The organism is Photobacterium sp. GB-56, assembly GCF_003026105.1.
In the GTDB taxonomy this organism is placed as follows: domain Bacteria; phylum Pseudomonadota; class Gammaproteobacteria; order Enterobacterales; family Vibrionaceae; genus Photobacterium.
This window is the reverse complement of sequence record NZ_PYNW01000014.1, coordinates 74,258-94,981: the sequence shown is the minus strand read 5'-3', so window position 1 is coordinate 94,981 and position 20,724 is coordinate 74,258. Positions and strand designations below refer to the sequence as shown.

Here is a 20,724-nt window from a genome sequence, read left to right as displayed (position 1 = left end):
GGAGAAACAGTGTTGGCGAGGTTGTTCTATGTCTTAGGTGCCTCTGGCGCGGGTAAAGATTCTCTTATCAATGCGGTTCGAGAAAGTTTAAGTGAGCGATTGATGATCGCACATCGCTATATTACTCGACCTGCATTTATGGGGAATGAAAATCATATCGCGCTATTAGACACCGAATTTGATTTACGCATTCATCGTGGGTTATTTGTCATGCACTGGCAGGCGAATGGCTGTCGATATGGCGTTGGCAATGAAGTGGATGATTGGCTCAATAAGGGATTGGATGTCATGGTTAATGGCTCCAGAGCTTATTTAGAAACCGCCAAGGCTCGCTTTGGTGAGCAACTTCAAGTGGTGTGGATCTCAGTTAGCCCTGAAGCCCTAGAGCAACGGTTACAGCTTCGAGGGCGAGAAAGTGAAGAAGAGATAACACAACGGTTGGAGCGCGCAGTGGCTTATGACGCTGTAAGACCACCATGTGCAATTGTGGTTGATAATAGTGGCTCTCTTCAAAGCAGTACAGAGCAGTTTCTGGCGCAGATGAAATATGCGGTGTACGAGTCTCAATCAAAAAACGTCGTGGGTTAATTATGTTATCACTGACATTACTCGGCACCGGTGCCGCTGGTGGTGTTCCCCTATATGGTTGTCATTGTGCTGCATGTGAGGCTGCAACCTATGATCATCATCTCGAACGAAAACCCTGTTCAGCGATGATAGAGTGGAGCAATGAGCAGAATAAAAAGCGTTTGCTTATTGATGCAGGCATCATGGATCTTCATAAGCGTTTTTCAGTTGGTTCATATATTGGCTTTTTGCTTACTCATTTTCATGTCGATCATGTTCAAGGTTTGTTTCATCTGCGTTGGGGAAATGGTGGATTAATTCCTGTCTGGTGCCCTAATGATCCTTTAGGCTGCGCTGATCTACTGAAACATTCTGGCTGTTTAGATTTTCGTCCGTATCTTCAGCATGGAGTACCTTTTTATGTCGAAGGGCTGAAAATCACACCGCTGTCGATGCAACACTCCAAACCTACGTTTGGGTATCTGTTTGAGTTTGATGGAAATACCGTCGCTTACTTAACAGATACCGATGGTTTACCTCTGGAAACTGAGCAGTATTTATTGTCAGTAAATAAACTAGATGCATTAGTGCTAGATTGCTCTTTTCCACCGACATTAGCACGAGGTAATCATAGCGATATTGATACAGCCTTTGATGTTTATGAACGCCTACGACCAAAGCAATTTATCATTACCCATATAGGGCATGAATTAGATTGTTGGCTGCAAGATAACCAAGTCCCTAGCTCGTTAGTTATTGGTGGTGATGGGTACAAAGTGGACTTGATGTAACTGATTGATTAATAAAATATAGCATAGCTTTTCTTATTAATGTTTTGTATCAGGATTATCGAGTTAGATTATTGCTCAATGCGGTGAGAGTTCGAACAATATATAAGATGGTAGAGAAAGAAGGGGCGACTCTTTTGACCGTGAATGTTATGCATACAGAATTTGCGAAAAAGAGATAAGCGGCCCCTTAAGAGCCACTTCAATTTTTATATTTATCTTATTTTTGTAGCGCTGCGATTGCTGCGTCGTAGTTAGGCTCATCAGTAATCTCTGCTACAAGTTCAGCATGGATCACAAGACCTTCCTCGTTTAGTACAACAACAGCACGAGTAGCTAAATCACGAAGTGCGCCTTCAGCGAGTTTAACGCCGTATGCTTCTGCAAATTCAGGGCTACGGAATAGAGAAGCCGTTTTAACGTTCTCAATACCTTCTGCTGCACAGAAACGACCTGTAGCGAAAGGCAAGTCAGCAGAGATACATAGCACAACTGTATTTTCAGTGTTTGCGGCTTTTTGATTAAATGCTTTTACACCAAGTGCACAAACCGGTGTATCGATGCTTGGGAAGATATTTAAAACAACTTTTTTACCTTTTACTGAATCAAGCGTGATGTCAGAAAGATCAGCGCCGCAAAGGGTAAATGCTGGTGCTTGAGTACCTACAATAGGGAATGTACCTGCAAGTTGAACAGGTGAGCCTTGGAATGTTACTTGAGTCATTTTTTACTTTCCTTTTATATAGCACGCAAATGGTGTGCAACTTTTTATTCACACACTATATACACAAAAGAATAAATTAATAGTGGCCAGCAGCATATTTAACCAAGGTCATACCACTAAGTGATTTTATTGTCTTTTAAGTTGCATTTACATCGAGGATAAAACTGATTATTTAATCGCCACAATTCAAAAGTAAAAACGCGATGCTGACTTAATTACTTTTTAGTAAGTGCATCAGATGTCGCGCTTTAGTGAAATTGTGATAACAGCATAAGTTTGAGCGTATTTGTTAAAGTTGTTGCGACTTTTACAGATAACGTAACTGAATGGTCACATCTTGTGTTGCGAGATGACATATTCAGTTCGAGCTATCAATGATGAGATTGACAACATTTGTTGATAGAGATTCACAACTTGCGTTGAGACAATAAGAATGAAAAAAATAATCCTATTAGCCGTTTGTGCCATGTTTGGCATTGCCGTTATGGCGAGTATGGCATCGACCTACTTTATATCTAGCCAAAAGATAGACAATATCATCCTCGATAAATCTCAAATACAGGCGGAATTCTTAGCCAAAAATGCAGGATATATTCTAGAAAATTCCGATACCCCTAAAAAAGATCTTCAAGCATTAGTCGATGATTTGAAACAACGTTCTGATGTTAGCTATGCCATTGTTATCGATAATAATGTTACAGCTGTTGCACATAGCGATAAGCAAAAGCTAAACAAAAAATATGATGATGCGTATACCGTAGACGGTGCGACAAAAGGCGTCCAACAATATTCCAAATGGTATGCCGACGTACAAAAGGTATGGGTGTTCGACATTATGGCGCCAATCTATGTGAATGGTCAGCTTTACGGCACATTTGATATTGGCATTCCCATTACCGAAGTAAGCCAAGCAACCAATGGCATTATCACTTACCAACTAGGTTCGATGATTGTGATCTTCGTACTTTGTTTAATTGTGCTATCTCTACTGCTTAATAAATTAATGCGCCCACTATCGGTACTTAAAGATGCATTGCATGATATCTCGCAAGGTGATGGTGATTTAACGGTGCGCTTACCAATAAAAGGTAATGACGAAGTTGCCCAGATCTCGTCAGCGTTTAATGTATTTGTTGAAAAAGTACATGGCATTATTTCCCAAGTGGTGAATTCTGGCGTGGAATTAAATGGTTCTGCCATTGCACTACGTGAACAGTCACAGCAAGCACTCGCGAGAGGACAAGAGCAAAATGAACAAACCATGCTCGTTGTGACATCAATGAATGAAATGATTGCCACGGTTAATGAAATTGCGTCTAACGCCGCGAGTGCCGCAGATGCAGCAAGCATGGCAACCAATGAAACCCAAGAAGGGTATAAAACACTACAACGAACAACAACGGCCATCTCTAACCTTGAAAATGAGATGAACAGTACTTCAAATATCATTGTTAGCTTGGCGGATAATACGCAATCTATAGGTACGATTCTTGAAGTAATACGTGGGATTTCAGAGCAAACCAATTTACTGGCATTGAATGCCGCGATTGAAGCAGCAAGGGCGGGTGATGCTGGGCGCGGGTTTGCTGTTGTTGCTGATGAAGTACGTAATCTTGCAACGAAAACAGCCCAATCAACAGATGAAATCGATGCCATGATCCACCAGTTACAAACAGAAGCCCAGAGCGCGGTAGGCTCAATGAGTAACAGTAAGGCACTGATTAACGAAGGGGCAACCGAAACAGAACATGCGCGACAAGCACTTGAATCTATTTCACAGCAAGTCACCACTATTTTAGATATGAATACCCAAGTGGCGACAGCCACTGAGCAGCAATCAACAGTGGCGAATGAGATTAACTTGAATATGGATACGGTGAGTCACTTAGTTAAACTTGGTTTGAACGCCAGTGAACAATTAGAGGCATCCAGCCAGCAACTTGCTGACTTATCACAAACGCTGGATAAGCATGTAGGGACATTCAAAATATAATAATGATGCTTGGAAAAAGGCGACGTTAGAGCTAATGCCATTTGTGAAAAGCGAATGGCATTTCTTTTTTGTAAGCTAGATATCTAATAAAACTTGCTTTTAGAATAATGCCTAAACATTATTAAAACCTTAGCAAAATTAGAATATTACTGAAATTTCAATCGTGAATATCAATAACTTACAGTATGATAAATTCACCTTGTTTTCAGAGCTATCATCATGTCTAAAACCATTGATTTTTATCACCAAAATGCACAAAGCCTGAGTGAGCAATATCAGTCGTTGACCTTTGAGCAAGTACATAAAAATTGGCAAGCGCATTGGCCTGTCAGTTCATCGAAAGATGCCTTAAAAGTGCTTGATATTGGTGCAGGGGCTGGACGTGATGCGCTATGGTTTGCGGAGCATCATTGTGATGTCTATGCAATAGAGCCAGCACAAGCATTACGAGAACAAGGTGAAAAATATACTCGGCAGTATGATGATAAAATCACTTGGCTTGATGATCAGCTACCCGAGCTACACAGTATTGTAGAGCTTGGTATGCGCTTTGATTGTATTTTGTTATCTGCGGTCTGGATGCACCTTTCTTCTTGTGCGCGTGAGCGAGCATTTCGCAAATTATCTAACCTACTGGCACCGAGTGGAAAGCTAGTGATCTCGCTGCGTTATGGTGATTTTTCTGATTCTCGCAAAGCCTATGATGTCAGTGTTGAAGAACTGGAACAATTAGCCAATAAACATGCCTTACAAGTTAACTTCGTTTCTGAACATGATGCCGATGAATTAGGTCGTAGCAGTGTGCAATGGCAAACCGTGGTGATGCAGTTGCCTGATGATGGTACGGGTGATCTGATCAAGGTTAGGCAAATCATTGTTAATGATGCTAAGTCTGCCACGTACAAGCTTGCGTTACTTCGTACTCTTTTACATATCGCTGACGCCCATCCCGGTGCTGTTCTCAGCCGCGAAGATAATAAAGTTCGATTGCCATTGGGCTTAGTGGCACTTTATTGGATACGACAATTTAAACGCTTAATCGATATTGATATTGATGGCTTTGGTATCCAACAAAGTAGCGACAGTAAAAAAGGCTTAGGCTTTGTAAAAGAGCAAGGCTGGAAAAAACTGACACACCTTAGTGCAGATGATTTATCTATTGGGGCGATGTTTACGGGTGATGAAGCTAAAGCACTCCAAACAACGATCCGAGATAGTTTGAAAACAATTCAAGATGGCCCTGTTACGTTTATTTATCAGGGAGATAAAAATAATACGTTATTTCAAATGGAGCGTGAAAAAGTACGTACAGCAGATTGCTTTGTACTTGAAATAGAAGCGTTAGCTGAATTTGGCTATTTCGTGCTAGACGAAAGTTTGTGGGAATGTCTGCGATTATACAGTAGCTGGATAGAGCCATTAGTCGTGAATCAATGGATAGCAGAAATGCGTCGTTATAAGTTAAATGAAGCGCGAGATATTCCGCTACAAACTTATTACGACTGTCTAAAATGGATTGATGAAAGTCATGACACCCGAGGTGTACGGCAGAAGATCATTGCTTTACAGCAAAACGGTGTAGAACTGGAAAGTGTATGGAGTGGTAAACGCTTACAGCCTGATTATCAGGTAGATCATTGCTTACCGTTTGCTTATTGGCCGAATAATGATAAGTGGAATTTATTGCCTGCCAGTAAAAATGAGAATAACCAAAAAAGGGCGCGAGTGCCGACAAGACGCCGTTTAATTGATTCGAGAGAGCGTATCGTTAATTGGTGGCAAGTAGCATGGCAAACAGAGCAAGAGCAAAAACGTTTTTTTGATGAAGCCGTATTATCACTGCCTCATTTACCGTTAGCATGTCGTAACTTTGATGATGTTTTTGAAGCGATGGGTTTACAAGTTAATGGTGTTAAAAGTCGTTTGCTGGTCGGCGAGTGGTAAAACTTATGGATATAAGTATTAAATTTGAGTTAGCTAAATGATCAATGAGCTTAATAGAATTTTTATCTAACTTACCTAGAAAAAACGTCATTTTAAATAATTGCTCTACAGCTACTTTAGGAAGATACCTTGAGAGTGAATACAGATTTATTTAGTTTATCGGCAGAAGTTCAGGCTGAAATTAATGAGCGCCACGAGTATGAACAAGAATTAAGTCGTCGACATTGCTCTTACGTTCATTTTATTGCAGAAAGCATCAATCAACCTGATTCTTACCGTTCTATTGATGATCCTGAATATCGAGAACCGACACCGAGTGAAATACGCGAAGTATTTGAACATTTAGCGAATGTTCATAGTAAAGGCATCGTGACAAAAATGCTGGGTATAAAGGGGAAATCGAACCCTATGCGAACAATTAACCGCTGGATAGATGGAGAATCGTCAATTCCTTATCCTGCTTGGCGATTACTGCTGATTCTTGATGGCAGAGTGGTTCAAACAAATAGGCTTCCTACTGAAATAGGAGAAAAGCCATGGAAGAAATACTATAAGAAAGTATGAAGATTTTTATTTGATTTCAGAGTTTGAATATTTTAGTCGTTATATATGTAAGAGGAATTACACATATTTATATAATTAAAACTAGTTCAATAATAAATGATTAAAAGACAAGTGATGGAAAATATTTACCCCATCACTAATGTTTATTATTGTTCTTTACTGCTTTTCTCGGCTGTTTCCATTAATTTCATCGAGTCTTTGTAATCGCCAAATTTTGTTGGCTCTGTTAATTTTAAATCTTTTTTCATTGATGTACTGAAAGTACCGTCTTTTAGGATAACAGACAGTATGCTGTAGGCTGGAATAGTGACTTTGTTCGCACCATCAAGATCTTGAAGAAAAGCACCCGATTTCGTGTAAGCGATAAATTGTTGGGTATAGTCTTCTGTGCTGCCATGCGGTAGGCGAAGGTTAATAGTGATCATAAGTGTCCTTAAATTTTACGTTATTAGGGATATGAATAAACGTAGAGATTGGCTGATTGAGTAAGGTAATGTTTAGAGATAAATTTCGCACTAGCTGTTGAAATGTCTTTCATCTGGCGACATACCAAGATTTAATGTTTGGTAGCATTTGTGTAGATTTAAAAACATACCTTCCTGCTCAATCTCTTTCGTCATGAGCTCTCGTAAGCTTTCTAACGTGTGGTTATCTTGTACTTCTATCGTGTAAATACCTGTTTCAACCATGCGCTGTTTAGCCTTTTTTGAAGGTTCATTAGCTATTTCTACTTTGTGAATTTTGACACCAAGCTTTGACAAAAAGGCTGGCATAGTCGCAGTACCGCAAATACATTCAGATCGAAAAGTCATTAGTTTCATGGTGTCGGTACTCAAAAGTAAAAGTCAGTCGAATGTTGAAACGCTGTATAGAGAGTGGATAGGAAGCTTACGGCTTTGAAAGATAGTAACAATTAAGGATAGTTAATTTTTATTATGATCCTGATTTTATACAGCGCTCTGCGCTTGCAAAAAGGTTATTACATATCGTCTGTTGTTTGTTATGTTCAGCTGTTCCTACTATTAAGGAATCTAGTACTTCTTTGGCTTTGTGGTAGTCTTCAACGATAAGAGCAAATCGATCTTCAAAAGCATTTTTTCTTATTTTTTTTCCAGGTTTCTTTCCAGATTTACGCATCATGATCTCGCTATATTAGAGGTGTAGTGCAAAGACAATCATCTAACTCAGTAATGAAGAAAAGATATTGCAGAATAGATGTGATGAATTAAATGGAAGAGAAACAGAGAAGCTTTTAATGGAATATTTAATTAATCGTTGTTTTGCATCGGCTATTGTACAGGTTATTCAAATAATAGATATAAAAATAAATTCAATAAAAAATATGTTTTAAATCAATTGCTTGGTTTTCATTTTCTTATTTTGATAAAATAAACATATACAGCCTATCGATTTAGTGCTCTACTGTAATGGCTCTGTTGTTCAGAGTTATTAATGAAACATCAAGTAAAAGTAAAACCCTCAGAATATCTTCGTTATTGTTGCCATCCTCTGTGTTTCCCTTAGCTTCTTCGTCACATCGATAATTCAGACTCTTAGTACTTCGCATTTGCGATATTTTATGAATTTATTTAAGGGACACATTATGTCTAATAAAAATACTGGTTTAGTAAAATGGTTTAACGAAGATAAAGGCTTTGGTTTTATTACCCAAGACAATGGCGGTGCAGATGTATTTGTACATTTTCAAGCTATCGTTTCTGAAGGTTTTAAGACATTGATGGATGGCCAAAAGGTTTCTTTTGATGTCGAACAAGGTCAAAAAGGTCTTCAAGCTTCAAATGTCGTTGCTTTATAAGACTTTCTAAAGGGTAGCATTTTATTGCTGCCCCATTATCGAACACTTAAAAATATTGCTTTTATCATTATTCTATTTGTTTCTATTATTTCTCGATAAAGTTTAGATAATAATTAAATAATAATCATAGTAATAACTTAAAATAAATAGGAAATATAAATGTCAGTATATAATATTATGTACATTAATGATTTAGATAAAATAATTAAATCTGAAACTGTTTTTATGAAATGTTTAAGAGGTGCGAAAGTATCATCTTCTTCATATGCTCCTTTTTTCACGGTAAAAATTGAATTGAGAGATATTGTCGGAAAATTATTAGCGACTAAAGAAAATAATGCTTGGGTTAATAATGATAAATAGACAAAAAACAACCAAAAAAGAGTTAGAAAAAGCACATCACTTAGGTGTGGTTAGAAGAAGAATTTAAGATGTAAGTAATATAGTGCTATTGCTTTCATGGCTCATTCCTTTGATATGTCTTTTCTAATTAAAATTTAACATTCAATATAGCTATTCCAACGCCTAATTCGGATAAGCCATTATTTTAAATTGCTTATATTTCGCTGTAGTTTAGCGTTACTAGCCCGTTAAAATAATGACATTATATCGAGCTTGCCGACACCCATAATACCATTAAAAAATAGTGGTATTATGGGGTGTAATACCACTAGTCATCATTGTTAGAATATATCATCGAGAAAAAATACTATTAATGAGATTTATTAACCAAGTCAATAACATCATAAAATAAGATGAAACTGGGTTTGATGAAGATTCATTATTTGGATGAGATGTCGTTGTTTCACTGTTGTCGGTATCAGACGATTCGCTGATATCTTCAGTCGTATCAGGTTGTTCATCATTTGGCGTAACAGATTCACTATTGTTTTCAGGTTCAATAGGTTGATTGAAGCTCACTGATACCACAACACCGGGTCTATCACTGAATAAATAATTATATTCTTGACCCAATAAGGTAACCACCTCCCCGTTATCAATCAGTGTCCCACATCGTAGAATATCGAGTGGATCATTTTCTCCATCGAGTGAGCTACACAAATCGTGTTGCCAGTTTTCGTTATCAAAGTAATAAAGTACGTTTGAATAAACTCGACCATCAACAGAAACTTCTAGATTGACCGATTCATAGGATGAAATGTCATATTGTTCGGGGCTGAATGAATTAACTTGTGCCCAAGTAGTCGCCTCAGTTAAATTATTAATCTTTTCACAATTACCGCATCCTAATTCAAAATTAATTCCCTGTTTCAGTTCTTTAATCGCATTGAACTTTCCATCTGAGAAATCATTTAAATGAGTTTTTGAGATGATTTGAGATAACATAATAGCAGCATCATTTCTTTCAACTACTCGTGGCGAGTAACGTTCAAAGCCCAATAATTTTGCGGCATCAGATGCTGTAATTCTAAAATCAGGTAATGTAAACAAAGTATATTCATCATACATGCCTTTTTTCAAATAATAAGTTACTTCACCCGTGTCAGAAATATGTATTCCTGCAGTTATCCATCCCGATAATGGTTGATAGCTATTTAGAAACCTCACATCAAAGTTAACTTTTTTAGGTATTCGGACATGAAGCCTATCCTGATAAATCCAAAGCCCCGGATAATGATCTTTTAGTTGATTATTATTTAATCTCTTCACTGTTAGTCTAAATGATGTAACTTGAGAAGCCTCGCCTAAATAGAGTTTTCCATAAAAGTAAGGGTTGTCTTCTTTTACCCAAGGTTGACCATAAAAGAAAAAATCATCTTGTCCATCATCATCAGAAACAGCATATATATTGCTTTCTGCCGCTCCAGGATGTAAGGCATACCATGCCTCATTCCGATTTTTACTTGCAAACACTAACGCATGTTGTTCAGTGTTCGGAACTGTTTGAGAAACAATATATTCAGGAGCACCTCTCTGAGTGCCTGATAAACCAAAACCTTGACCAGCCCAGCCCTTAGAATATGAAAAAGAATCACCTATAAAATCTGTTGAGTAATCAACTTCTGTGATTTGTGTTCCGGCAGGTTCGTTTTTAAAAGAATCGTATGATTGAGAATAAGATAAAGAAGATAGGGCGAGTATTGGAATTGCAATGAAAGAACCACGTAAACTAAAAAGCATAATATCTCCAGCCTTAAGATAGAAAAATTAAATGCACCAAAAAATGAGACCGTAGATTTTAAAATATAATTTCAAAAATTATTAAAATTAATTATTAATCTGAAAATTGAAATGTATATTGTAATAAAATAAAGACATTAATGTAAGTGTATTAATGTTATAATTATTTCATATTTATATGGGGATTTAATCTTCATTGTTTTTTCTAATAGAAAATTGCGTCTCTTATATAAATTCTATATGTAATAAGTGTTTATTTTAAAAATATTTTTCTTAACGTTTATAAATGAAATCAAGTTATAGAAATAGCCCTATAGGTCAATTAAATTGATTTATAAGACCATTATTTTCAATAAAGCAATGTGATTTACAAAATACCAAGTAGCTTTTTAAGTGCTGAAAGGTAGCGACGGCTAACGGGAAGTTCATACCCTGTTTTTGTAATAATTTCAGCTAATCCATTTTCTAATAACTTAATTTCACTGATCATTTTGATATTCACCAGATACTGACGATGACAACGCACCAATGGCGTTTTTTCTTCCAATGTTTTTAAGGTGAGTTGTGTGCTAGCAGTTTGATCATAGGAACGTACTTGTACGCCACTGATATCGCTATAGGCACATTCCACGGTGTCGGTGGTAAGAATCACAATACGGTTATGACCAATGCAGGGGATTTGATCGAGCTTATTCGGTGCAATAGCGGAGATGGCTTGTTGAGGCGTTGATTGTTGTATCACTTTATGTAAACGACTCACTGTTTTGGTTAAACGACTTGGATTAACTGGCTTCAATAAATAATCAAAAGCATTCTCTTCAAACGCTTGAATAGCATAATAATCGTAAGCGGTTACAAACACCACATAGGGCATAGTTTCAGGATCGAGCATGCTTAATAGTTCAATACCTGTTACTTGTGGCATTTGAATATCAACAAAGACAATATCTGGCTTTAGCTCATTGATTTTCTTTAGCCCAATGATAGCGTTTGGCGCTTCACCAATCACCGTAACATAGCCTGTTTCTTCCAATAGTTCTGCCAGCTCTTCACGGGCAAATTGTTCATCATCAATGACAAGAGCAGTTAACATCCAAGCTTACCTTTTATGTGATTTGCTGTACTTATTGTGCGTTGGGGATAATAAAACTTATTTGGGTAAATTGGTGCTGTGTGCATGTGATTTTTAGCGTTGAATCACGACCAAATTGATTGGATAGGCGTTTATCTACTATCTCCATTCCCAATCCGACATGGGTATCTGCTGGTGGCTGATAACTTCCTGCATTATCTTCAACCGTGATTTCGTAGCCCAATGGGTGAGGTTGGCTATAAATCTTCACTATTCCACCTTCTAACAGTGTAGAAATACCATGTTTGATAGCGTTCTCTACCAGAGGTTGAAGCGTAAAACTGGGCAGTTTGGTATCAAGTAATTCATGTTGAATATTAATGTCGACATCAAGACGATCCGTAAAACGGGCTTTTTCTATAGTGAGGTAGGCGTTTACGTGTGCCAACTCTTCTCGTAGCGTCACGGTGTTAATATTTTGCTTTAAGTTACTACGGAAAAATTGCGATAAGTTTTGAATAAGCTTTCGGGCTTTATCTGGATCGCGTCTTGTGATGGCACTGATGGTATTAAGGGCATTAAACAAAAAGTGAGGATTCACTTGCGCATGTAGCAGTTTAATTTCGGCTTGTGATAATAAGGTTTGTTGCTGCAAGTAATCACCGTAAAGAATTTGGCTGGATAGTAGCTGTGCAATACCTTCTGCCATTGACATGTTAGCGGTTGAAAACAGTTTACGTTTTGGCTCATATAACTTGATGGTGCCGACAACTTGATTGCCTGCGCGTAGTGGAATGATAAGCGCCGAACCAAGCTTACAGTCATGGGCGAGAGAGCATTGATATGGGGATTCACGACCATCAAGGTAGATGATGTCATTTTGTTCTATCGAATCTAAGGTGCTTTGTGAAGAAATAGGGGTGTTTGGCTTATGGTGATCATCCCCGATCCCCACAAAGGCTAAAAGTTTTTCTTGGTCTGTGATCGCAACGGCACCGACCTTGGTTTCTTCATAAATAATACGGGCGATCTTATTGGCATTGTCACTGTTAAAGCCGGTACTAAGAATACCGACCGAGCGATCTGCAATGGTTAAAGCACGGCGAGAAAAGGCCGCAGAGTATTTTTCAAAGATTGTTTTACGATCTTGCAGAATACTCATAAACAGTGCCGCACCTACGGAATTGGCAATGATCATTGGAACGGCAATGGTAGAAACGAGCTCATAGGCTTGGTCAAAAGGTTTGGCGACAGTGATTAAGATGATCATCTGCACTACTTCAGCAACAAAGGTGACACCAAATACCATGCAAGGGTTAAATAACAATGCGCCTTTGTTACGTTTAAGCAGGTAAACATGGAGTAAGCCACCAATTAAGCCTTCAGCAGTGGTCGAAATGGTACAGGCAAGATCGGTAAAGCCACCAAGAGTATAGCGATGAATACCGCCCGTTAAACCCACCGCAAACCCCACCACAGGGCCACCAAAAAGCCCACCCATAACGGCACCAATAGCACGGGTGTTCGCAATTGCATCGTCGATATGTAAGCCGAAGTAGGTACCGAGAATACAAAAACCAGAAAATAGCACATAACAGATTAGCTTATGGCTTAAACGAGAAGAAATGCTCAACAAAGGCAAAATAATGGGGGTCTTACTCAGCATATAAGCCAGTACTAAGTAAACACACATTTGCTGTAGCAAAGAGACTATCAATTCCATATTGGAGCTCATGATAAAAATAATGCGCGATTGTAAGGTAAACAAAAAAAGCCTGCGGTGCGCAGGCTCTTAGATTGAGGAATCAAGCAAATTAATGTTTGTGATTATGCTATTTCTGACGTTGCTTTTATTTCTTCCTCATCGGCAAAGTCAGTATCACCTTTTCCTTTCGATATCTTTATTACGTAACCTGTTACGAATAGCGAGAATACAATACCTACGATGGTTGAGATCTGCATGGGTAAGCCGAAACCTAATGTGCTGTTATTTAAAATGAAGGTCACACATACCGTTGTCATAAAGATGGCTGGAACGGTAGTGATCCAGTGCAACTTATTATGGCGAAGCAAGTAAGCAGAAGCCGTCCAAAGCATCATTACAGCTGTGGTTTGGTTAGCAAAGCCGAAGTAACGCCAGATAATCCCGAAATCGACTTGGGTTAAAATGCCACCTAATACAAACAATGGAACAGCCATAAGTAGACGATTACGCAATGTTTTTTGCTCAACATTGAAGTACTCAGCTAAGATCAAACGGCTTGAACGAAACGCAGTATCACCAGAGGTAATAGGTAGAATCACAACACCTAAGAACGCCAAGATGCCACCAAACGTACCCAGTAAACCAAAGGATGCACTGTAAACTACGTTACCCGGACCACCACTTTTCACCGCTTCAGAAAGTGACTCAAGCGAGCCGAAGAAAGATAGGGCAATAGCACACCAAATTAGCGCAATCACACCTTCACCGATCATCGCACCGTAGAATACGAAGCGGCCATTTTTCTCATTGTGCATACAGCGCGCCATTAATGGCGATTGTGTCGCATGGAAACCAGAGATAGCACCACAAGCGATAGTAATGAACAATGCAGGCCATAGTGGCATGTCATTCGGGTTTAAGTTAGTGAACATTTCGCTCACTTTGAAATCACCCATTACAGTATGTTCACTAGAGAACGCAATGGCTGCCATTAAGCCCACAGACATGAAAATGAGAAGAGCACCAAATAATGGGTAGAAGCGACCAATGATCTTATCGACAGGTACAATCGTTGCCAGAATGTAGTAACCAAAAATAAGCACAACCATAGTAGTTACATTAACGCTTAGGCTGGTTTGGTCGTTGATAAGGTTAGTGATCATATCGGCAGGAGCAGAAACAAAGACCACACCGACAAGCAAGAGTAGAACAATGGCAAAAAGGTTCATAAAGTGTTTTGCGCCATTGCCTAAGTAACGACCTGTAATGCTCGGTACTGATGCGCCGCCATTACGGATAGATAACATACCAGAGAAGTAATCGTGAACAGCACCTGCGAAAATGCAGCCAACCACAATCCAGAGCATGGCAGCAGGGCCATACAGCGCACCCATGATAGGGCCAAAAATAGGACCAACACCGGCGATATTGAGTAGCTGGACGAGGTAGACACGCTTTGTCGACATAGGAACAAAGTCGACACCATCTGTTTTGGTATGTGCAGGGGTTTTACGGTGTTCCTTTATGCCGAATACTTTCTCTACGAAAGCACCGTAAATAAAGTAGCCACCAATAAGCGCGGCAACACAGGTCAGAAACCACATCATAGCAATTGTCCTTAATATTGTAGGGGGAAGCTAGGGTGTATGGTATTGGTCTTTTTAGTTAGCCGCATTTAGTTAATAGGTCAGTGGCAGGATAGTGCGATGAGTGGTCGCTATGAAAGATAAGTGGTTTTCGTCATTGTGAAGAAGAATAGAGAGGGAATAAATGATCATTTACCTAATTGCTCTATTTAACTGTCTTAGATTAAATTCTCTCTTACCTTTAAGTCTTGATTGAATTTTGTACTTAATCATAACTGAGATCAGAATAAATCATTTATGTTAGCTTAATCTAGCCGTTAATCAGGTAACCTAATGTGATATATAGATAAGTTTTTTATATTTAATTAATTGTGCTCACTTTAAAGTGAATATCATATAGTTTTAAAAAACGTACTCCAATGCTTCACTATATTAGTTTGAATCATTTAGTGCATATTTGTATTAAAGGAATACCTTTGTCTCGCCAATTATTTCACTTATTCCGTTACTCTTTTCTTCATCAATATTTGCGACAGGATTAAGTTTTTCTGAATCATCAGCAACGAATACTGCGCTAGCTGCGGCTAACGGCGCTATTGCATTGGATGCAAGTGTACTTGCACTGGCACCTTCAAGTATCACCCAGTTGGAATCTAAAGAGTTCACCGCTGCGATTACACAATATAGCGTGACATCAGATTATGAAATATTTGGTAAGGTGTCTGAGTATAAAAAGAAACATCCAATACCATCATTCTTTATATCATCGCCATTAAGTCATAATTTTTATGCTGGAATTGGTCTTTATAGTCGAATTGCGGCTGATATTTCTGTTCCAGCCATTGGTTCGAGTTTTCTTCCATTATTTTATGAAACACGGGTTAGTCCAATTGTGTTATCTGCTGTACCGACATTAGCGTACCGCTGGGGAACATTGAGCATTGCAGCAAGTGTCGAATACATGCATGCCGAGTATGAGTTAGAGCAGAATCGTCGACAATTTGGTCGTGATAAACATAGTCGATGGGAAGGTAATGACAACGGTTGGGCAGGATCTCTGAGTCTAACTTGGAAACCAAGATCTGATTTAAGTTTTGCGGTAAAACATCAATATGGCAGTAATTTTGGCGATCATCAGGCTAACTTTGATCTCCCTGCTCAAACGCGTTTTTATTTTTCTTGGTTACCGACCGAAGCATGGACAATAAATGTTTCTGTAAGTGAAACTATGTGGGAAGGAAAAGGTATTTATTACAGTGAATACAAAGACCCTGTTGGTTTACTTGTGGGGGAGAGAAATAGCAAACGTGTCGCATTATCGAGCAGTTACCAATGGGGTAATTGGTTATTTATGGCTGGCTATAGTGAGGATGAAGTGGTTGATAGTTTAGGTGGTAAAGATAAGCGATACCGTCTTGGAACAAGCTATAAATTCAATAATAAATGGACAGTTACTGGTGCATGGCTTCAAGAGCATTACATACCGAAAGAATACTATACGGGATCTACTCGCCTTGTCTCTGTGAAAAATAACGGAACGGCGATATCGGTAGCTATAAACTGTAAGTTTAGTTAGGCGCATTTTATTATCACCACCGAAACTCAGATATTATTAATATATTCTCTGGTATCGGTGGTGATATTACTTTACATTTTTCCTTTATTTTATAAATTGATGCTAATGTATGTAATAAGACCTGTAATTCTGCGATATAACTCCCTAAAAAAAGCTGCTGACTTCCTATTTATTTACTAATTAAATCTGCTGATGTAACTTTAAAATTCAACGTGTTTTTTTGATTTATTATATTTTAAGTATATATATTTTATGTCTAGTCAAAAATTAGAGATGATGATGCGATTTTTTTGTATTTTATTTTTATTTACTTCAACTTTTTCTTATTCTGAAAATATAAATGTAGAATATAACATCCCAATGTATCTTGGTACGGATAAATATAATGATTTCAGTGTAGTTGTTGATTATAAAGTCGTTAATGGTGCTGTAGATATAAAATCTAATAACGAGTTTAAATTTCCAGGTAAAGAGTTTTTATCTAAAACGATCAGTAATTTTAAAAATAAAGAGATGTTTTATGATTTCATCAATAAAAACAGAAAACAAAAATATTCGGATGAAATGTTTTCACTTATTTATAGAAATTCTTCTTGGTTGAGAGAGTCGAATTCAATTTTACTAGAGGGTTATAGTCAAATTGGTGACTTTGTGTTTTATGTTCTTTCTGTAGAGGGAAGTAATAAAGTTATCTCTTTAGAAAAAACGAAGCATGGTTATCAATTTCCAGATGTTAATGAAAATAAATACTCGTATATTATTCCATTGTATGCATTGATTAAAAAGCATGACAATAATTTTAAAAATAATAATATTAACAAAGATTTCAAACGAAACTGTATAGTTAAAAAAATAGAAAATAGTTGTAATCTATTTCTTATTGCTAATGTTGAAGTTTATGAGAATGAGATTAAAAGTGAATTGTTGATGAACTTCTTTGACGATGCAAGAGGGTTACAGGGTGATGATAGTATTGATAAATTATTTTCATCAGATTTTCTTAGTCATAATAAAGCATCTTATTTATCTAATTTGTTAACCTTGAATCCAATGTTATCTATTGAGTTAAGTAATAGTATTATTTTTTATTTTGGACACGTCAATTCAGAAGGAATAAAAATTTCAAAAATAGTTAAATTCAAGAAAGAAAATAACAATATTTATATTACTGATAGCAATAGGTTTAATCTAGTTGATTCCACAATCTCGGATAGTGATTTCATTCATTCACTCTTAAATAAATAATTGATTCAAGTATGAATCTTTTAAAGTAAGATAAGAAAATCATCACATAAGCTATGTCGTTATGCCTGTTCTTATTTATGAGGATAACGATAGTATTATCTGATGATTTTCTTCGGGATAAATGTATTCATAGTAATGAATATAGAATAAAACTATTTAAGATAATCGAACAAAACGTTACCGTATGAAAGCGTAAAGTCGACGATTTGATGCTTACCCCCAACGACTTTTTTGATAGGTAGTTGAGCAACTGGCGCTAAGGCATGTTCGAATAACTGAAGCGCTGCTGGGCCTGTCCACACGCCTTTAACGTTTACATCTGCCATGTAATATTCAATTAATTGGCAAACGTCAGTGCCTTTTCCTGTCACACTGGGGATTACCTTTAAAATATAATTAGGTGTGGTTTCGAGTGCTGATTTTGTTGCAGCAGTATCACCTTCGTAATATTTATAGCCCATTGTGCCAATAGCGACGTCGGTTTGATTGTATTTTAATCGCCCAGTGAGGGTGTCAACATCGACATCGAGTGAGGGAAAACCGTATTTTTTAGGAAAGCCCCAAATTTCTCTGCCGGCTACAATAGAGGCGACATCATCAACAAACATCAGGTGACTATAAAGTCCTTTCCTACCATTGTACTCAACTTCAATCAATTGACCTGATTCTTTAAAGCTTCCGAACCCAGCTGAATCTGGCATTTTCATAAATTCAAAATGCACCACATTACTGATCACTTTTAAGGGCTCTGGTACCACTTCTTTTAATAATTCGATGTCAGTTTCATAAGAGATGATCAGATACTCTCTATTTTTAAATTTATAATCGATGAGAGGTGCCGAAGGGGTTGTGATCGGCATAGAAAAAGCATTATTTTTTATTTGTTCTATTTTCATAATTTATCTCTATCTGTTTTTAAAGAAGATCTTCATCTAGTGTATAAATATGGATATCGTTGTCATTTTCATCGATTAACCATTGTTTATGATCTTTTTGATAAAGTGCGAGAGTGTCTTTGTAACCATTATCTCGATGGCGATAATAATTTTCTTTGCTGAAGTTATAGTCTTTACTTTCAAGTTCAGCCTGTTGAGACTTATAAATTAAATGAACAATCTCGAGGCTATTGGTATGACTTAATTTTAATATTTCTTGAACTTTTGGATCTTTCTTATCTTCTTCCGATAAAAATTGCGTTAAGTAAGTAATGGCAGAACACAGATTTTTAGAGGTTGAATAAAGATAAGATGCTCTTCGAGTTCTTGAAGAAAATTGAATATCTTTCACTCTTTCAGCTAATGCATTCATGTTAGTTGGTAATTCACCTTTGGCTGAAAACAAGTCGACCATGAAGCACAGCTTATTTCGACGACCATCAGGGTTATTTAATATTCTTTCTAATATCGACATAATGGGTGTATTTGAATATAACCCACCATCGATATAATATTTTCCATCAATTTCAACAGGTGGAAAACCCGGTGGCATCGCACCACTTGCCATAATATGTTCAGCTGTGATGGTTTCATGAAAACTATCGAATGTTTTAAAATCACCACTTTCAAGATCGACCGCACAGAGACTTAATCTAATTTGCTTTTGATTTAAATAATCAAAATCGATCAGTTCATTGAGTGTTTCTTTTAACGGTGAGGTGTCATAGTAACTTAACTCTGATGTTTTATACGTTTCAAATTCGCTGGGCCATAATTTAGGTTTAAAAAATCCGGGTTGACCTTGCCATATTGCTTGTTGCGCATCTGCCCAGTTTTTCATTTTATTATCGACGTTAAAAAAGAGATTTGAAAAAGAAATAGAAGAGGTCACTCTTTCCCAAAATATCTCAAGGTTTTTCAATCTATTTTCTGGTTTATTACCCGCAATAATGGCGGCATTAATCGCGCCAATAGAAATACCGATAATAGAATCTGGGTCAAAACCTTTTTCATTTAACGCTTGAAATGCCCCTAATTGGTAAGAGCCTAACGCTCCGCCACCTTGGAAGACATAAACAATCTTTTTATTGGTTTTTTTCTGCATGGGTAATGCCTTATAGAAAATGGCTAAATACGTGTTACTGACTTTGAACCGTCAAATTAAAATTCAAAGTCAGAGGGGGATTAAACAGTGAATAGTGTTATTGCATAAACCAGCCATGGCTAACGACAAGAGACTGCCCTGTTAAGGCATTAGTTTCCCAGCTAGCAAAAACAACAGCGGCTTGCGCGATGTCTTTCATTGTTGAAAATTGGCCATCAACCGTATCTTTTAACATCACATTTTTAATTACTTCATCTTCAGTGATGCCTAATTCTTTTGCTTGCTCTGGAATTTGTTTTTCGACTAAGGGGGTTTTAACGTAACCAGGGCAAATAACATTCGCTCTCACGTTATATTCAGCGCCTTCTTTGGCAACAACTTCACATAAGCCAATCAGACCATGCTTGGCTGTAACGTATGGGGCTTTTAATTTGGAGGCTTCTTTACTATGAACTGAGCCCATATAAATAATTGAGCCTGATTTTTTTTTGTACATATGTTTTAAACACGCTTTGGTTGTTAAGAAGGCACCATCTAAGTGTACTGAGAGTAAATCTTTCCATTGTTGATAAGTTAATTCTTCAACAGACGCGATATGTTGATATCCCGCATTAGCAACTAAAATATCGATTCGACCAAAGTTATCAATAACCGTTTGAATATCATTATTGACTTGTTCTTCATTAGTCACGTTCATTGAAATAGCGAGCGCTTCTGAACCGTTATTTTTGATTTCAGCGACCGTTTTTTCAGCAGCATCAATATCGAGATCAGCAACAATAACTTTAGCGCCTTCTTTAGCATATTCAAAAGCAATAGCGCGACCAATTCCACTTGCTGCACCTGTAATAATAGCGACTTTATTTTCTAATTTCATATATAACCCCTTTTATATTGTGTAATTTTTAAGCGGTGTTATATTTAATATACATAAGAAACATAATTAAAAAGCGATCAAAAAA

The 20,724-nt window shown here is 37.3% G+C and carries 20 protein-coding genes; 9 read left to right on the top strand and 11 right to left on the bottom strand.

Annotation, left to right across the window (positions count from 1 at the left end; all coding sequences use genetic code 11):
- Window positions 1-12 precede the first annotated feature (12 nt).
- Both phnN and phnP read left to right on the top strand, forming a co-directional pair.
- A complete protein-coding gene (phnN, locus tag C9J42_RS16850; protein ID WP_107302202.1) occupies window positions 13-588 on the top strand; it encodes a ribose 1,5-bisphosphokinase in 576 nt (191 codons plus the stop codon).
- Between the two features lie 2 nt (window positions 589-590).
- Window positions 591-1,358, top strand: a complete 768-nt coding sequence (phnP, locus tag C9J42_RS16845) for a phosphonate metabolism protein PhnP (protein ID WP_107302193.1) — start codon at window positions 591-593, stop codon at window positions 1,356-1,358.
- Window positions 1,359-1,575: 217 nt separating this feature from the next.
- On the opposite strand, the gene tpx is transcribed toward phnP, so the two are convergent.
- Entirely contained in the window at window positions 1,576-2,079 is a 504-nt protein-coding gene (gene tpx, locus C9J42_RS16840; RefSeq protein ID WP_107302192.1) for a thiol peroxidase, read from the bottom strand.
- Window positions 2,080-2,545: 466 nt separating this feature from the next.
- Here tpx and C9J42_RS16835 point away from each other — a divergent pair, with 466 nt between their 5' ends.
- From C9J42_RS16835 to C9J42_RS21650, 3 genes are all read left to right on the top strand, one after another.
- Entirely contained in the window at window positions 2,546-4,072 is a 1,527-nt protein-coding gene (locus C9J42_RS16835; protein ID WP_199188123.1) for a methyl-accepting chemotaxis protein, read from the top strand.
- Window positions 4,073-4,291: 219 nt separating this feature from the next.
- Window positions 4,292-6,016, top strand: coding sequence for a class I SAM-dependent methyltransferase (locus C9J42_RS16830; protein WP_107261912.1), 1,725 nt, complete (start codon window positions 4,292-4,294; stop codon window positions 6,014-6,016).
- A 129-nt stretch (window positions 6,017-6,145) separates the two neighbouring features.
- The gene (locus C9J42_RS21650) at window positions 6,146-6,580 is read left to right on the top strand and encodes a hypothetical protein (protein WP_199189332.1); all 435 of its coding nucleotides are present in this window, start codon (window positions 6,146-6,148) and stop codon (window positions 6,578-6,580) included.
- A gap of 146 nt (window positions 6,581-6,726) precedes the next feature.
- On the opposite strand, the gene C9J42_RS16820 is transcribed toward C9J42_RS21650, so the two are convergent.
- From C9J42_RS16820 to C9J42_RS16810, 3 genes are all read right to left on the bottom strand, one after another.
- Entirely contained in the window at window positions 6,727-7,005 is a 279-nt protein-coding gene (locus tag C9J42_RS16820; protein WP_107208613.1) for a hypothetical protein, read from the bottom strand.
- A gap of 90 nt (window positions 7,006-7,095) precedes the next feature.
- Window positions 7,096-7,392, bottom strand: a complete 297-nt coding sequence (locus C9J42_RS16815; protein WP_233219148.1) for a hypothetical protein — start codon at window positions 7,390-7,392, stop codon at window positions 7,096-7,098.
- Window positions 7,393-7,513: 121 nt separating this feature from the next.
- Window positions 7,514-7,720 (bottom strand): hypothetical protein, encoded by a 207-nt coding sequence (locus C9J42_RS16810; RefSeq protein WP_369917488.1) that lies wholly within the window; start codon window positions 7,718-7,720, stop codon window positions 7,514-7,516.
- Between the two features lie 463 nt (window positions 7,721-8,183).
- Between C9J42_RS16810 and C9J42_RS16805 the strand changes: the two genes are divergently transcribed.
- Together C9J42_RS16805 and C9J42_RS16800 are read left to right on the top strand one after the other, a co-directional pair.
- Complete coding sequence (locus C9J42_RS16805) at window positions 8,184-8,396, top strand: cold-shock protein (RefSeq protein WP_005363823.1); 213 nt, start codon at window positions 8,184-8,186, stop codon at window positions 8,394-8,396.
- Window positions 8,397-8,555: 159 nt separating this feature from the next.
- Window positions 8,556-8,759: a hypothetical protein gene (locus tag C9J42_RS16800; protein ID WP_107208610.1), complete on the top strand. Its 204-nt coding sequence runs from the start codon at window positions 8,556-8,558 to the stop codon at window positions 8,757-8,759.
- Window positions 8,760-9,089: 330 nt separating this feature from the next.
- Here the strand turns inward: C9J42_RS16800 and C9J42_RS16795 are convergent, their stop codons facing one another.
- From C9J42_RS16795 to C9J42_RS16780, 4 genes are all read right to left on the bottom strand, one after another.
- The gene (locus tag C9J42_RS16795) at window positions 9,090-10,538 is read right to left on the bottom strand and encodes a hypothetical protein (protein ID WP_107302191.1); all 1,449 of its coding nucleotides are present in this window, start codon (window positions 10,536-10,538) and stop codon (window positions 9,090-9,092) included.
- Window positions 10,539-10,905: 367 nt separating this feature from the next.
- Window positions 10,906-11,631 (bottom strand): two-component system response regulator BtsR, encoded by a 726-nt coding sequence (gene btsR / locus C9J42_RS16790; RefSeq protein WP_107291171.1) that lies wholly within the window; start codon window positions 11,629-11,631, stop codon window positions 10,906-10,908.
- Window positions 11,632-11,662: 31 nt separating this feature from the next.
- Window positions 11,663-13,333, bottom strand: coding sequence for a sensor histidine kinase (locus C9J42_RS16785; RefSeq protein WP_107208607.1), 1,671 nt, complete (start codon window positions 13,331-13,333; stop codon window positions 11,663-11,665).
- A gap of 104 nt (window positions 13,334-13,437) precedes the next feature.
- Window positions 13,438-14,922 (bottom strand): carbon starvation protein A, encoded by a 1,485-nt coding sequence (locus C9J42_RS16780; protein ID WP_107208606.1) that lies wholly within the window; start codon window positions 14,920-14,922, stop codon window positions 13,438-13,440.
- Between the two features lie 580 nt (window positions 14,923-15,502).
- Between C9J42_RS16780 and C9J42_RS16775 the strand changes: the two genes are divergently transcribed.
- Both C9J42_RS16775 and C9J42_RS16770 read left to right on the top strand, forming a co-directional pair.
- Window positions 15,503-16,477 (top strand): OmpP1/FadL family transporter, encoded by a 975-nt coding sequence (locus tag C9J42_RS16775; protein ID WP_107262166.1) that lies wholly within the window; start codon window positions 15,503-15,505, stop codon window positions 16,475-16,477.
- A gap of 252 nt (window positions 16,478-16,729) precedes the next feature.
- Entirely contained in the window at window positions 16,730-17,722 is a 993-nt protein-coding gene (locus C9J42_RS16770) for a hypothetical protein (protein WP_146144305.1), read from the top strand.
- A gap of 152 nt (window positions 17,723-17,874) precedes the next feature.
- On the opposite strand, the gene C9J42_RS16765 is transcribed toward C9J42_RS16770, so the two are convergent.
- The 3 genes from C9J42_RS16765 to C9J42_RS16755 form a co-directional block, all read right to left on the bottom strand.
- A complete protein-coding gene (locus tag C9J42_RS16765) occupies window positions 17,875-18,618 on the bottom strand; it encodes an acetoacetate decarboxylase (RefSeq protein WP_107302190.1) in 744 nt (247 codons plus the stop codon).
- Window positions 18,619-18,637: 19 nt separating this feature from the next.
- On the bottom strand, window positions 18,638-19,762 hold the full coding sequence (locus C9J42_RS16760; protein ID WP_107247579.1) for a patatin-like phospholipase family protein: 1,125 nt from the start codon (window positions 19,760-19,762) through the stop codon (window positions 18,638-18,640).
- A 97-nt stretch (window positions 19,763-19,859) separates the two neighbouring features.
- Window positions 19,860-20,639 carry a 3-hydroxybutyrate dehydrogenase gene (locus C9J42_RS16755; protein ID WP_107302189.1) on the bottom strand — a complete coding sequence of 260 codons (780 nt, stop codon included), beginning with the start codon at window positions 20,637-20,639 and terminating at the stop codon, window positions 19,860-19,862.
- Window positions 20,640-20,724 lie beyond the last annotated feature (85 nt).